Source organism: Aeromonas simiae (genome assembly GCF_014892695.1).
Classification (GTDB): domain Bacteria; phylum Pseudomonadota; class Gammaproteobacteria; order Enterobacterales; family Aeromonadaceae; genus Aeromonas; species Aeromonas simiae.
This window is the reverse complement of record NZ_CP040449.1, coordinates 2,474,620-2,488,190: the sequence shown is the minus strand read 5'-3', so window position 1 is coordinate 2,488,190 and position 13,571 is coordinate 2,474,620. Positions and strand designations below refer to the sequence as shown.

At 60.9% G+C, this 13,571-nt stretch carries 8 protein-coding genes; all 8 read left to right on the top strand.

The genetic code is table 11. From position 1 onward, the window contains the following. Positions 1–14 precede the first annotated feature (14 nt). Entirely contained in the window at positions 15–605 is a 591-nt protein-coding gene (rnhB, locus tag FE240_RS11660; RefSeq protein ID WP_193001117.1) for a ribonuclease HII, read from the top strand. 4 nt (positions 606–609) lie between these two features. Further along, on the top strand, positions 610–4,089 hold the full coding sequence (dnaE, locus tag FE240_RS11655) for a DNA polymerase III subunit alpha (protein ID WP_193001115.1): 3,480 nt from the start codon (positions 610–612) through the stop codon (positions 4,087–4,089). 14 nt (positions 4,090–4,103) lie between these two features. Further along, complete coding sequence (accA, locus tag FE240_RS11650) at positions 4,104–5,054, top strand: acetyl-CoA carboxylase carboxyl transferase subunit alpha (protein WP_042048129.1); 951 nt, start codon at positions 4,104–4,106, stop codon at positions 5,052–5,054. Positions 5,055–5,335: 281 nt separating this feature from the next. After that, positions 5,336–6,832 (top strand): lysine decarboxylation/transport transcriptional activator CadC, encoded by a 1,497-nt coding sequence (gene cadC / locus FE240_RS11645; RefSeq protein WP_193001113.1) that lies wholly within the window; start codon positions 5,336–5,338, stop codon positions 6,830–6,832. 503 nt (positions 6,833–7,335) lie between these two features. Further along, positions 7,336–8,664 (top strand): cadaverine/lysine antiporter, encoded by a 1,329-nt coding sequence (gene cadB, locus FE240_RS11640; protein WP_042048131.1) that lies wholly within the window; start codon positions 7,336–7,338, stop codon positions 8,662–8,664. Positions 8,665–8,742: 78 nt separating this feature from the next. Continuing rightward, positions 8,743–10,875 (top strand): lysine decarboxylase, encoded by a 2,133-nt coding sequence (gene cadA, locus FE240_RS11635; RefSeq protein WP_042048132.1) that lies wholly within the window; start codon positions 8,743–8,745, stop codon positions 10,873–10,875. Positions 10,876–10,939: 64 nt separating this feature from the next. After that, the gene (gene pdxY / locus FE240_RS11630) at positions 10,940–11,803 is read left to right on the top strand and encodes a pyridoxal kinase PdxY (RefSeq protein WP_193001111.1); all 864 of its coding nucleotides are present in this window, start codon (positions 10,940–10,942) and stop codon (positions 11,801–11,803) included. Between the two features lie 417 nt (positions 11,804–12,220). Continuing rightward, complete coding sequence (locus tag FE240_RS11625; protein ID WP_193001109.1) at positions 12,221–13,519, top strand: HAAAP family serine/threonine permease; 1,299 nt, start codon at positions 12,221–12,223, stop codon at positions 13,517–13,519. The last annotated feature ends 52 nt before the right edge of the window (positions 13,520–13,571 follow it).

The window sequence follows — 13,571 nt, the reverse complement described above, 5'->3', positions numbered from 1 at the left end:
CTCAAGGTAGAACCATGACCATCGAGATCCCGAGCAACCTGATCGTCGCCGGCGTGGATGAGGTGGGTCGCGGCCCCCTGGTGGGGGACGTGGTCACCGCCGCGGTGATCCTCGACCCACGCCGCCCCATCGCCGGGCTCAATGACTCCAAGAAGCTCTCCGAGAAGAAACGGCTGGCCCTGTTTGACGAGATCAAAGAGAAGGCGCTGGCGTATGCCATCGGCCGGGCTAGCCCGGCAGAGATCGACGATCTCAATATCCTGCACGCTACCATGCTGGCGATGCAGCGCGCCGTGGCGGGGCTCGCCATCTCCCCCGAGCTGGTCTTTATCGACGGCAACCGCTGCCCTGACTTACCGATGAAGGCGCGCGCCGTGGTCAAGGGTGATAGCCTGGTGCCGGCCATCAGTGCCGCCTCGATCCTGGCCAAGGTGACTCGCGATGGCGAGATGACCGAGCTGGATGCCCGCTACCCCGAGTACGGTTTTGCCCGTCACAAGGGCTACCCGACGGCGGAGCACCTCGCCATTTTGGCCAGCCGTGGCCCGTTGCCCGAGTATCGTCAGAGCTTCAAGCCGGTGCGCCGCGCCTTGGGACTGGAGTAACCCCATGGCAGAACCTCGTTTCGTACACCTGCGCGTCCACTCCGATTTCTCCATGGTCGATGGCCTGCAAAAAGTCGGCCCTCTGGTCGGTGCGGCGGCGGCCGACAACATGGCGGCCCTGGCCCTGACCGATCAGATGAACATGTGCGGTCTGGTGCGCTTTTACGGCGCGGCCCACGGCAAGGGGATCAAGCCTCTGGTCGGCGCCGATTTCTGGGTGCAGAGTGAGGAGCTCGGCGACGAGCAGTTTCGCCTCACCCTGCTCGCCATGGATAACGACGGTTATCAGAACATCACCATGCTCATCTCGCGTGGCTATCTGCGTGGCCACGTGCAAGGGCACCCTGTCATCGACAAGGCTTGGCTCAGCGAGCATGCCAAGGGGGTGATTGTGCTCTCGGGCGCGCGCGAGGGGGACGTGGGCAAGTTCCTGCTCAAGGGCAATCGCATGATGACCGAGCAGTGCCTCGCCTTCTACCAGCAGCACTTTCCCGACGCCTACTACCTCGAGTTGCAGCGCACCGAGCGCAGCGATGAGGAGGCCTACCTGCACATGGCGGTGGAGCTGGCTGGCGAATTTGAGCTGCCGGTGGTGGCCACCAACGAAGTGGTGTTCCTCTCCGAGGAGGACTTCGACGCCCACGAGATCCGGGTGGCCATCCACGACGGCTACACCCTGGACGACAAGCGCCGGCCACGGCGCTACAGCAAGCAGCAGTACTTCAAGAGCCAGCAGGAGATGCTGGAGCTGTTTGCCGACATTCCCGAGGCGATCGAGAACACGGTGGAGATCGCCAAGCGCTGTAACGTCACGGTGCGTCTGGGCGAATACTTCCTGCCCAACTTCCCGACCGGAGAGATGACCACCGAAGATTTTCTGGTGATGAAGTCCAAAGAGGGGTTGGAGGATCGGCTCGCCTTCCTGTTCCCCGATCCGGCCGTGCGGGCGGCCAAGCGCGGTGAGTATGACGAGCGCCTTGAGATCGAGCTCAAGGTGATCAACCAGATGGGCTTCCCTGGCTACTTCCTCATCGTGATGGAGTTTATCCAGTGGTCCAAAGACAACGGCATCCCGGTTGGGCCGGGGCGGGGATCAGGGGCGGGGTCGCTCGTGGCCTACGCCCTCAAGATCACCGATCTCGATCCCCTTGAATTCGATCTGCTGTTCGAACGTTTCCTCAACCCCGAACGGGTCTCGATGCCCGACTTCGACGTCGACTTCTGTATGGATCGGCGCGATCAGGTGATCGAGCACGTGGCCGAGATGTACGGCCGCGATGCGGTGTCGCAGATCATCACCTTCGGTAGCATGGCGGCCAAGGCGGTGGTTCGGGACGTAGGAAGGGTGCTGGGGCACCCCTATGGCTTTGTCGATCGCATCTCCAAGCTCATTCCGCCCGATCCGGGCATGACCCTGGCCAAGGCGTTCGAGGCCGAGCCCAAGTTGCCCGAGCTCTATGAGCAGGACGAAGAGGTCAAGGATCTCATCGACATGGCGCGCCGCCTGGAAGGGGTGGTGCGTAACGCCGGCAAGCACGCCGGCGGCGTGGTGATCGCGCCGACCAAGATCACCGACTTTGCGCCGCTCTATTGCGATGACGAGGGGCACCACCCGGTGACCCAGTTCGACAAGAACGACGTGGAGTACGCCGGTCTGGTGAAGTTTGACTTCCTGGGCTTGCGTACCCTGACCATCATCGATTGGGCGCTCGGGATGATCAACCCGCGCATGGCGCGCGAGGGGCGGCCACTGGTCGACATCGCCGCCATTCCGCTCGACGATGCCCCGTCGTTTGCCATGCTCAAGCGCTTTGAGACCACTGCGGTGTTCCAGTTGGAATCGCGCGGCATGAAGGATCTCATCAAGCGGCTGCAACCGGACTGCTTTGAAGACATGATCGCTCTGGTGGCCCTGTTCCGTCCGGGCCCGCTCCAGTCGGGCATGGTGGATAACTTCATCGACCGTAAGCACGGCAATGAGGCCATCTCCTACCCGGACGCCACCTGGCAGCACGAGAGCCTCAAACCCATCCTTGAGCCCACCTACGGCATCATCCTCTATCAGGAGCAGGTGATGCAGATAGCCCAGACCCTGGCGGGCTATACGCTGGGCGGGGCGGACATGCTGCGCCGGGCCATGGGTAAGAAGAAACCCGAGGAGATGGCCAAGCAGCGCGCCGGTTTCGAGGAGGGCGCCGTCAAGAACGGGGTCGACGGCGAGCTGGCGATGAAGATCTTCGATCTGGTGGAGAAGTTCGCCGGTTACGGCTTTAACAAGTCGCACTCTGCCGCCTATGCGCTGGTCTCCTACCAGACACTGTGGCTCAAGGCGCACTTCCCGGCCGAGTTCATGGCGGCGGTGATGACCGCCGATATGGATAACACCGACAAGATCGTGACCCTGGTGGACGAGTGCAACCGCATGGGACTCACCGTGATACCGCCGGACGTCAACACCGGCCGTTATCGCTTCAGCGTCAATGACGACGGTCACATCGTCTATGGCATCGGCGCGGTGAAGGGGGTGGGGGAAGGCCCCATCGAGGCGATCCTCGAGGCGCGTGACCAAGATGGCCCGTTCCGGGATCTGTTCGATTTTTGCAACCGGGTCGACATCAAGAAGCTCAACAAGCGGGTGATGGAAAAACTGATCCTCTCCGGCGCTATGGACAGGCTCGGGCCGCACCGCGCGGCCCTGATGGCGACTCTGGAAGAGGCGATGCGCGCCGCCGATCAGCACGCCAAGGCCCAGGCGATGGGTCAGGTCGACATGTTCGGCGTGCTCACCGAGGAGATCGACGACGTCAAGAAGGCGTTCGCCAACGTGCCGCACTGGCCGGACAAGGTGTGGCTGGAAGGGGAGCGTGAGACCCTGGGTCTCTACCTGACCGGTCACCCCATCAACCAGTACAGCGGTGAGCTGCGCCGTTACACCTCGGGTCGCTTGTGCGACCTGCATCCGACCGACCGGGACAAGGTGACCACGGCGGCCGGTTTGGTGATCGCGGCCCGCACCATTATCACCAAGCGCGGCAACAAGATGGGCATCATGACTCTGGACGACAGATCCGGACGCCTCGATGTCACCCTGTTTAGTGAGGCGCTGGAGCGCTACGAGGCGCTGCTCGAGAAGGACCGCATTTTGGTGGTGTCGGGACAGGTCAGCTTTGATGACTTCTCCGGTGGCCTTAAAATGTCGGCCCGCGAAGTGCTGGACATCGATGAGGCGCGGGAGCGGTTTGCCCGTGGCATTCGTATCTACATCGATGAAACCCGGATCGATGAGCGCTTTTTCCAGCGTTTTACCGAGATTTTGGAACCTGCCCGTGCCGGAGTCTGTCCGGTTCAGGTACACTACCGTCGCCCCGGTGTTCGGGGACGATTGACGCTCGGTACCGAGTGGCGGGTGACCCCCACCGACCAACTGATGGATGACCTGAGAGTCCTGCTGGGGCGGGACCGGGTGGAATTGGTTTTTGAATAGAGGTTCTAGGCCCTATGAGTCTTTTTCTGGATTTTGAACAGCCGATCGCCGAGCTGCAGGCGCAGATCGATGAACTCAAGCACGTAAGCGAGCACAACAATGCCGTTGATCTGAATGAGGATATCCGTCGGCTGGAGAAGAAAAACGAAGAGCTGACCAAGAAGATCTTCGCTGACCTGGGGGCCTGGCAAGTATCCCAGATGGCACGCCATCCCCAGCGTCCCTACACCCTCGACTACATCGAGCACATCTTCACCGAGTTCGACGAGCTGGCCGGTGATCGCGCCTATGCCGATGACAAGGCCATCGTGGGCGGTATCGCCCGTCTCGACGGCGAGCCTGTGATGGTCATCGGCCATCAGAAGGGGCGTGAGACCAAGGAGAAGATCAAGCGCAACTTCGGCATGCCGCGCCCCGAGGGGTATCGCAAGGCCCTGCGCCTGATGAAGATGGCCGAACGTTTCAAGATGCCGATCATCACCTTCATCGACACCCCGGGCGCTTACCCCGGCGTAGGTGCCGAGGAGCGTGGCCAGTCCGAGGCGATTGCTCGCAACCTCAAGGAGATGGCCGGCCTGACCGTGCCTGTGGTCTGCACCGTGATTGGTGAAGGCGGCTCCGGCGGCGCCTTGGCCATCGGCGTGGGCGATCGTGTCAACATGTTGCAGTACTCCACCTATTCGGTGATCTCACCAGAAGGGTGCGCTTCTATTTTGTGGAAGAGTGCTGACAAGGCCACCGTCGCCGCCGAGGCGATGGGGATCACGGCCCAGCGCCTCAAAGAGCTCAAGCTCATCGATCACATCGTCAGCGAGCCGCTCGGCGGCGCCCACCGTGATGTGGAGAAGATGGCCAAGAGCCTCAAGAGCCGCATCAAGCAGGATCTCGATGCCCTGCGCCCACTGGATAACGAGCAGTTGCTGGAGCAGCGTTATCAGCGCCTGATGAGCTACGGTTACTGCTAAGCTCGTTGAGGTAAAAGCCCCCGCCCATGGCGGGGGCTTTTTATTTGGACGGAAATCATCGGCACTACGACATGGGTATTAAGTTGGGGTAGATCAATTTTTATCGCATTAAATTGATGTTAAATTTGAATTGCACCACACTTTTTGAATAAAGTTTTGTTTATAGCGGTATGTGTCGTATGAATGACAGTGCGGCACGGTCGTAACTATGGGTCGAGCAGGGCACCCCCCTCCTCGTCAATCGCACTTCCCACCCTCCTTAAATCGCAGACGTATTGGCCATGGTATTACCCTTTTACCGGATCCATGACTGGGTCCTCCGCGTTGATGAAAACAAGCTCTACCGTCAGGATCGCGAGGTCTCGCTCGAGCCGCGCCTGGCCAATTTGCTGCGCTTTCTGGCGGACAACCCAGAGACCGTCTTCGGGCGTGACGAACTGATCGAGTCGGTGTGGGAGGGGGCGGTGGTGACCGACCAGGTGGTGACCCAGTCCATTTTCGAGCTGCGCAAGATCCTCAAAGATGGGGATGCCAACCCGGTGGACTATATCGCCACCGTGCCTAAACGTGGTTACAAGCTAGTCGCACCCGTCAGCGAGCTGGATGAGGCCGAGGTGAAGGCGCTGACTGCACAAGAGGTGGCTCCCGCCGAGGAGGCTCCTCCTGCCCCCCCCCCTTTCCCGGCTGGGCCGTTGACGCGCTCGCTCTCACTGCGGGTCCATCAGGCTAATCGCGGCGGACGTTGGCGCCTACTTAGCTTCGATCTCTTCGTGGTACTGGTGCTGGTGGCCCTGGTGAGCACGCTCACCTGGCAGCAGTCCAAGCCCCATGTGCAGAGTGTGCTCGACCCTGAGCTGGTGGTGTTTCGCCTGCATGGGGGCGAGGGCAGTGAGCGTGAGGGGCGGCTGGCCGACGGTATCACCCGCGCCCTGATGCGTGAGGTGACGGCGGCGACCCCGCTGCGGGTGCAACTGGATGAGGCGGGATTGACCGGCGGAATCCAGCCTGGGCGTGAAGTCAACATCCGGGTAGCTCGCCAGAGCGGCGGCACCTATCTCGATCTGGAGTACCGTAACCACGGCGCCGGGCGGGTGATGCTGAGCCAGCAGTATCAGCTCGGCCAGCAGCATGTCGGGGCGGCGCTGGCGGCCAGCAGTCGCGATCTGTTGCGGGCGCTGGGCAGTGAACACAGCGAGCCCGGACAGGAGTGGCCAAGCGACGAAGGGGCGCTGGTGGCCATGATGGAGGCCTACTACTACATCAACAGCAATCAGCTTGAGAGCCAGCGCCATGGCCTCGGGCTGCTCGATCGGGCGTTGCAAGATGAGCCGGACAACGCCCTGCTGCTGGCCGAGCGCTACTTGGCCGGCATGGTGCACCTGGCGCTGGGCGGCAAGGAGGAGGGGACGCCGCTGGCGGAGAGCGGCCAGCGCCTGCGCGGCCAAGCCGAGGGGCTGAACTATGGGGTCGCCTCCAGGGTTTGGGAGGCGCTGGCCTTGCAGGCCTTGCTGGAGGGGGATCTCTCCCAGTCCCGTCAGGATCTGGCCCAGGCGGCCCTGCATGGCCAGAGCGTGCTCTATCACATCCTCTCCGGCAAGCTGGCCGAGCTGGAGGGGCATGCCGAGATGGCGGGCGATGCCTACGCCGAGGCCTTCCTGATGGAGGCGAGCGAGCAGACCTTCCGGCTCTGCGCCCACCTTGGCTTTGACAGCCATCTTGAAACCCTGGCTCCCTATCTCTACCACAGCATGACCCCGAGCGAGGTCAAGCTCTTCTAGGCACTCTGAGTGCAGGCTCCCGGCGTACGCGTGCGCCGGGGGCCGATGGCGCGCTCGCCCCTTCTTCTGCCATCATCGCCCCGCTTGGTGACTGGCTCGTCGCGTGTCAGTGACCATTTACTTCCTCCCGTCCCCATCCGCTCTGACTGAGCGAGACCAGCCGCTTGCCGCCCTCTTTCTTCTCACGTGTGCGCCGGCGCGCTACGTGCCCTGCGCGCACCGTGGCGAGCGAAAACCGGCTTATCAGGAGGGGCTGATGACATCATGAAAATATCATGGCAGCGGGCGGCAGTCTCTTTTAACACCATGAAAATAAACATCTTTATGTTTTTTTAATGCCTGATGCACAACGTTTTACCGGCGCAGGGCTAATGTTTTTATCCCTGAGCCCTTCCTGATGTCTTTAAGCCCCCTTCTCCCTACTCTGCAACCACTGCCCGGCGGGATGTCCGCCAGGTCACGCGGCGCAGCGATGCGCCCCCAAGGTTTTCGGAGTCGTTCTTATGTCAGATACGAAGAAGATTGGCCTCATCGCCTGTACGGGCGTAGTGGCCGGTAACATGATGGGCAGCGGCATCGCGCTGCTTCCCAGTGCGCTGGCCACGATAGGTTCAATCTCGGTGTTCAGTTGGGTCATCTGCCTGTTCGGGGCGATGGGCCTGGCCTTCGTGTTCGCCCGCCTGGCCACCAAGAACCCTCAGGATGGTGGGCCTATCGCTTATGCCGGTGAGATCTCTCCCGTGTTCGGTTTCCAGACTGGTGTGCTCTATTACCACGCTAACTGGATCGGTAATCTGGCCATTGCCATCACCGGGGTCTCCTACCTGTCGGTGTTCTTCCCGATCCTCAATGATCCGATCCCGGCCGCCGTTGCCACCATCGTTGCGGTCTGGGTGTTCACCTTTGTCAACCTGCTCGGCGGCAGCTGGGTGAGCCGTTTGACCACCTTAGGCCTGGTGCTGATCCTGATCCCGGTGATCGGTACCGCCCTGATCGGCTGGGGTCACTTCGACGGCGCCCTCTACAACCAGAACTGGAACACCTCCGGCAGCAACGACATCCACGCCGTCATCAGCGCCGTGCTGATCTGCCTGTGGTCTTTCGTCGGGGTCGAATCGGCGGCGGTCTCCTCCGGCATGGTCAAGAACCCCAAGCGCACCGTACCGATCGCCACCATGCTCGGTACCGCCATGGCCGGTGTCATCTACATCCTCTCGACCCAGGTGATCAGCGGCATGTTCCCAGCGGCCGACGTGGCTGCCTCCGGGGCCCCGTTCGCCATGGCGGCGGCGGCGATCTTCGGGGAGTGGTCAGCACCGTTTGTCTCTGCCTTCACCGCCCTGGCCTGCTTCACCTCGCTCGGCTCCTGGATGATGCTGGTGGGCGAAGCCGGCAAGCGCGCCGCCCATGATGGCAACTTCCCGAAAATCTATGGGGAAGTGGACAAGAACGGCGTCGCCAAGAAGGGGCTGGTGCTGGCCTCGCTCAAGATGACGGCGCTGATGGTGGTGCTGACCGCCTTCACCGCCCAGTCTGCCCACGCGGCCGATCTGTTCAACGTGCTGACCACAGATGCGGTGCTGCTGACCATGCTGCCCTACTTCTACTCCAGCATTAACCTCATTCGCTTCGAGGGAATGACCTCCCGCAGTGCCGGCGTCATGCTCTTCTCCGGGGTGGCCTGTGTCTTCTGCCTGATTGCTCTGGTGGGGGCCAAGGGCTCCAACCTGACCGCGACCTTTGTGGTCTCCCTGGTCATCCTCATGTTCTACGCCAAGAAACTTGGCCTGCGTCAGCACGACGCCCAGCAAACCAGTCACGCCTCGGCCTGATTCCCCTTTCCTTCCGCAGCGGCGCTCCCACTCACCCTGAATCACAGGGGGAGCGCCCCCTTACACGTGGAGTGTTCTATGAATATCATCGCCATCCTCAACCACCTGGGGGTCTTCTTCAAAGAAGAGCCGATCCATCAGTTGCAGGCTTCCCTTGAGAGCAAGGGGTTTCAGGTGGTCTATCCGGTCGACGTACAAGATCTGCTGAAGCTCATCGAGAAGAACCCGCGCGTGACCGGTGTCATCTTCGACTGGGACAAGTACTCCCTCGGTCTGTGTAAAGAGATCCACGATCGCAACGAAAAGCTGCCGATCTTCGCCTTCGCCAACGATCAGTCGACCCTCGACATCCACCTGGCCGACCTGCGCCTCAACGTGCACTTCTTCGAGTACCGTCTCGGCATGGCCGACGACATCGCCCTCAAGATGGGGCAGGCGACTCAGGACTATCAGGATACTATCCTGCCTCCGTTCACCAAGGCGCTGTTCAAGTACGTGGAAGAGGGCAAGTACACCTTCTGCACCCCGGGTCACATGGGGGGCACTGCCTTCCAGATGAGCCCGGCCGGTAGCATCTTCTATGACTTCTACGGCCCCAACGCCTTCAAGGCGGACGTCTCCATCTCCATGCCGGAGCTGGGCTCGCTGCTCGATCACTCCGGCCCGCACAAGGAGGCCGAAGAGTACATCGCGCGCACCTTCAACGCCGATCGCTCCTACATCGTCACCAACGGCACCTCGACGGCCAACAAGATCGTCGGCATGTTCTCGGCGCCGGCCGGCAGCACTGTGCTGGTGGATCGCAACTGCCACAAATCGCTCACCCACCTGATGATGATGAGCGACGTGACCCCGATCTATTTCCGCCCGACCCGCAACGCCTACGGCATCCTCGGCGGTATTCCGCAAAGCGAGTTCTTGCCCGAGACCATCCATGCCAAGGTCGCGGCGACCCCAGGCGCCAAGATGCCGCGCTACGCAGTGATCACCAACTCCACCTATGACGGCCTGCTCTACAACACCGGCTTCATCAAGGAGAACCTGGAGACCCCCTTCATCCACTTCGACAGCGCCTGGGTGCCTTACACCAACTTCAGCCCCATCTATGAGGGCAAGTGCGGCATGAGCGGCGACGCCATTCCGGGCAAGGTGGTCTATGAGACCCAATCCACCCACAAGCTGCTGGCGGCCTTCTCCCAGGGCTCGATGATCCACATCAAGGGGGAGGTGGAGGAGGAGACCTTCAACGAAGCCTTCATGATGCACACCTCCACCTCACCGCAATACGGCATCGTCGCCTCCACCGAGATCGCGGCGGCCATGATGCGCGGCAACACCGGCAAGCGTCTGATCAAGGACTCCATCGATCGTGCTATCTCGTTTCGTAAAGAGATCAAGTACCTGCGCGAGCAGAGCGAAGGGTGGTTCTTCGACGTGTGGCAGCCGGACAACATCGATAGCGTCGAGTGCTGGAAGCTCGATCCCAAGGATGCGTGGCACGGTTTCAAGGACATCGATGACAACCACATGTACCTCGATCCCATCAAGGTGACCCTGCTCACCCCGGGGATGGGGAGTGACGGCCAGCTGCTCGGCAGCGGCATTCCGGCTTCGCTGGTCTCCAAGTTCCTGGACGAGCGCGGCATCGTGGTTGAGAAGACCGGCCCCTACAACCTGCTGTTCCTCTTCTCCATCGGTATCGATCAGTCCAAGGCGATGCAGCTGCTGCGCGCCCTGACCGAGTTCAAGCGTGCCTATGACCTCAACCTGAGCATCAAGAAGATGCTGCCGGCCCTCTACAACGAGGCCCCGCACTTCTATGAAGGTATGCGCATCCAGGAGCTGGCCCAGGCCATCCACGAGCTGACCATCAAGTACCGCCTGCCGGAGCTGATGTTCAAGGCCTTCGACGTACTGCCCGAGATGAAGATGACCCCGCACGCCGCCTGGCAGCAAGAGCTGGCCGGTAACGTGGAAGAGGTGCCGTTGCAGCAGATGGTGGGCCGCGTCAGCGCCAACATGATCCTGCCCTATCCGCCGGGAGTGCCGCTGGTGCTGCCGGGTGAGGTGGTGACCGATGCGTCGCGTCCGGTACTGGACTTCCTGCAGATGCTCTGCGACATTGGCGCCCATTACCCCGGTTTCGAGACCGATATTCACGGTCTATACCGTCAGGCTGATGGCAGCTACACGGTGAAAGTACTGCGTTAAGACGCAATGATAAAAAACGGGCAGGGATGCCCGTTTTGTTGTTTTCAACTCCAACGGTGACCTTATGAAACGCATTCTCTCTATCCAGTCCCACGTGGTATTCGGCTGCGCCGGCAACAGCGCCGCCGTTTTTCCGATGCGCCGCCTGGGGCTGGAGGTGTGGCCTGTCAACACGGTGCAGTTCTCTAACCACACGCAATATCGTCAGGGCTGGCGCGGCATGGCGATGCCGGCAGGGCACATCAGCGATCTGGTAGAGGGGATGGCCGGGATCGAGGTGCTCGGTCAGTGTGATGCGGTGCTCAGCGGCTACCTCGGCTCGGCGGCCCAAGGCGATGAGATCCTCGCTGCCGTGAGGCGGATCAAGGCGGCCAACCCGGCAGCGCTCTACTTCTGCGATCCGGTCATGGGCCACCCGGAGAAGGGGTGTATCGTCGCCCCCGGCGTGAGCGAGTTTCTGACCGAGCAGGCACTGCCGGTGGCTGACATCGTGGCCCCGAATCTGCTGGAGCTTGAAACCCTCACCGGGCGTCATATCGAGGATCTGGCCGGGGTGCGCAGTGCCTGCGACCAGCTACTCAGCCGCGGGGTGCAGATGGTGCTGGTCAAGCATCTGGGGCGGGCGGCGCAGCATCCTGAGCGTTTCGAGATGCTGCTGGCCTGCCGTGAGGGATTTTTCCACATCGAGCGCCCGCTCTATGATTTTGCGTTGCAGCCGGTTGGGGTGGGGGATCTGCTCAGTGCCATGATGCTGGCCAACCTGTTGGTCGGTCATGATCCGGTGGCCGCCTTTGAGCGTACCAATGCCTCGGTCGATGCGGTGCTCAAGGCGACCTGGCAGGCGGGGGCGTATGAGTTGCAACTGGTGGCGGCGCAAGAGGCGTTGGCCGCGCCTGTGGTGAGACACCGGGCGCAACGCCTTAACTGATACAAGGTGATAACAACGGCGGGGTGCATGGGCCACCCCGCTGTTGTTTACGGCGCCGCTGTCACATTTACCTAACAAAAAAGGGGCGACAGGCAAAATTAATCAAATATTGTTTATGTTTTGTAGCTAATGGCGATTTTTTGTGTGATCCCCACACGTCAAAAACAGACTGAAATCAAACTTTCGTTGAAAACTTCAAAAAACACTGTGCTTGTAAAGGGCATTTGACTAGAGTCGTCCTTGCACAGGGTGAGCGCGTTAACGACATGTTGAATGCGCAGGGGTACACCCTGGATTCCGGGTAGAGGCCGCCGGCACAGCGGCATTGTGGCAGACAGCACAAGGAAGGGTGTTATCGCAATCAGGATGCGAATGCAGCCCCCGGTCACACACAATAAATTTCGACAGGAATGACAGATGTCTGACATGAATATTGCCGCCGAAGGCGTCGTAGCCCAGCAGGTCTCTCAGGCGAGCCGCTGGCAAAAGGTTGACCTGGTGTGGATGCTGGGTCTGTATGGCACCGCAATCGGAGCCGGCGTGCTGTTTCTGCCGATCAACGCCGGTGTCGGTGGGTTGTGGCCGCTGATAGCGATGCTGGTACTGGCGCTGCCGCTCACCTTCTTTGCCCACCGTGGGCTGACCCGTTTCGTGCTCTCCGGCTCGACCCGTGATGGCGACATCACCGAGGTGGTGGAAGAGCACTTCGGTAAGGCAGCCGGTAAGCTCATTACCCTGCTCTACTTCTTTGCCATCTACCCGATCCTGCTGATGTACTCGGTGGCCATCACCAACACGGTCGAGAGCCTGATGGTGCACCAGCTTGGCATGACCCCGCCGCCGCGTATCATCCTCTCCCTGGTATTGATCCTCGGCCTGATGGCGATCGTTCGCCTCGGCGGTCAGTTCATCGTCAAGGCGATGAGTGTGCTGGTGTTCCCGTTCGTGTTGACCCTGATGGGGCTGGCGCTCTACCTGATCCCGCACTGGAACGGCGCCATCATCAGCGAAGCCCCGGCCCTGTCCGATGCCTTCAGCGGTGACTTCGTGAAGACCCTGTGGCTGGCCATTCCGGTGATGGTGTTCTCCTTTAACCACTCTCCCATCATCTCCTCCTTCGCGGTGGACAATAAGGGCCGCTACGGTGAGCAGGCTGAGAAGAAGTGCAGCAGCATCCTGCTGGGCGCCCACATCATGATGGTGATGACCGTGATGTTCTTCGTGTTCAGTTGCGTGCTGAGCCTCTCCCCGGCTGACCTGATGGCCGCCAAGGAGCAGAACATCTCCATCCTCTCCTATCTGGCCAACCACTTCGACAACCCGGTGATCGCCACTGTGGCACCGCTCATCGCCATGGTCGCCATCAGCAAGTCGTTCCTCGGTCACTACCTGGGAGCCCAGGAAGGGATGAACGGCCTGATGGCCAAGGCGCTGCGCGAGCAGGGAAAGAAAGTGGATGTGAAGCAGCTCAACAAGGTGACCGCTGTCTTCATGATCCTGACCACCTGGATCATCGCCACCATCAACCCGAGCATCCTCGGCATGATTGAAGATTTGGGTGGCCCGATCATCGCCATGCTGCTGTTCCTGATGCCGATGTACGCCATCATCAAGGTACCGGCCATGCGCAAGTACGCCGGCAACCTGAGCAACGGTTTCGTTACCCTGATTGGCCTCATCGCCATGTCTGGTATCCTCTACAAGCTGCTGTTCTGATAACCGTCAGGCCAGTGATAAAAGCCGCCCTTCGGGGCGGCTTTTGCATTGG

Bases quoted from the DNA above. Each gene is read 5' to 3' on its own strand.
- rnhB (WP_193001117.1), top strand. From the start codon at position 15: ATGACCATCGAGATCCCGAGCAACCTGATCGTCGCCGGCGTGGATGAG.
- dnaE (WP_193001115.1), top strand. From the start codon at position 610: ATGGCAGAACCTCGTTTCGTACACCTGCGCGTCCACTCCGATTTCTCC.
- accA (WP_042048129.1), top strand. From the start codon at position 4,104: ATGAGTCTTTTTCTGGATTTTGAACAGCCGATCGCCGAGCTGCAGGCG.
- cadC (WP_193001113.1), top strand. From the start codon at position 5,336: ATGGTATTACCCTTTTACCGGATCCATGACTGGGTCCTCCGCGTTGAT.
- cadB (WP_042048131.1), top strand. From the start codon at position 7,336: ATGTCAGATACGAAGAAGATTGGCCTCATCGCCTGTACGGGCGTAGTG.
- cadA (WP_042048132.1), top strand. From the start codon at position 8,743: ATGAATATCATCGCCATCCTCAACCACCTGGGGGTCTTCTTCAAAGAA.
- pdxY (WP_193001111.1), top strand. From the start codon at position 10,940: ATGAAACGCATTCTCTCTATCCAGTCCCACGTGGTATTCGGCTGCGCC.
- FE240_RS11625 (WP_193001109.1), top strand. From the start codon at position 12,221: ATGTCTGACATGAATATTGCCGCCGAAGGCGTCGTAGCCCAGCAGGTC.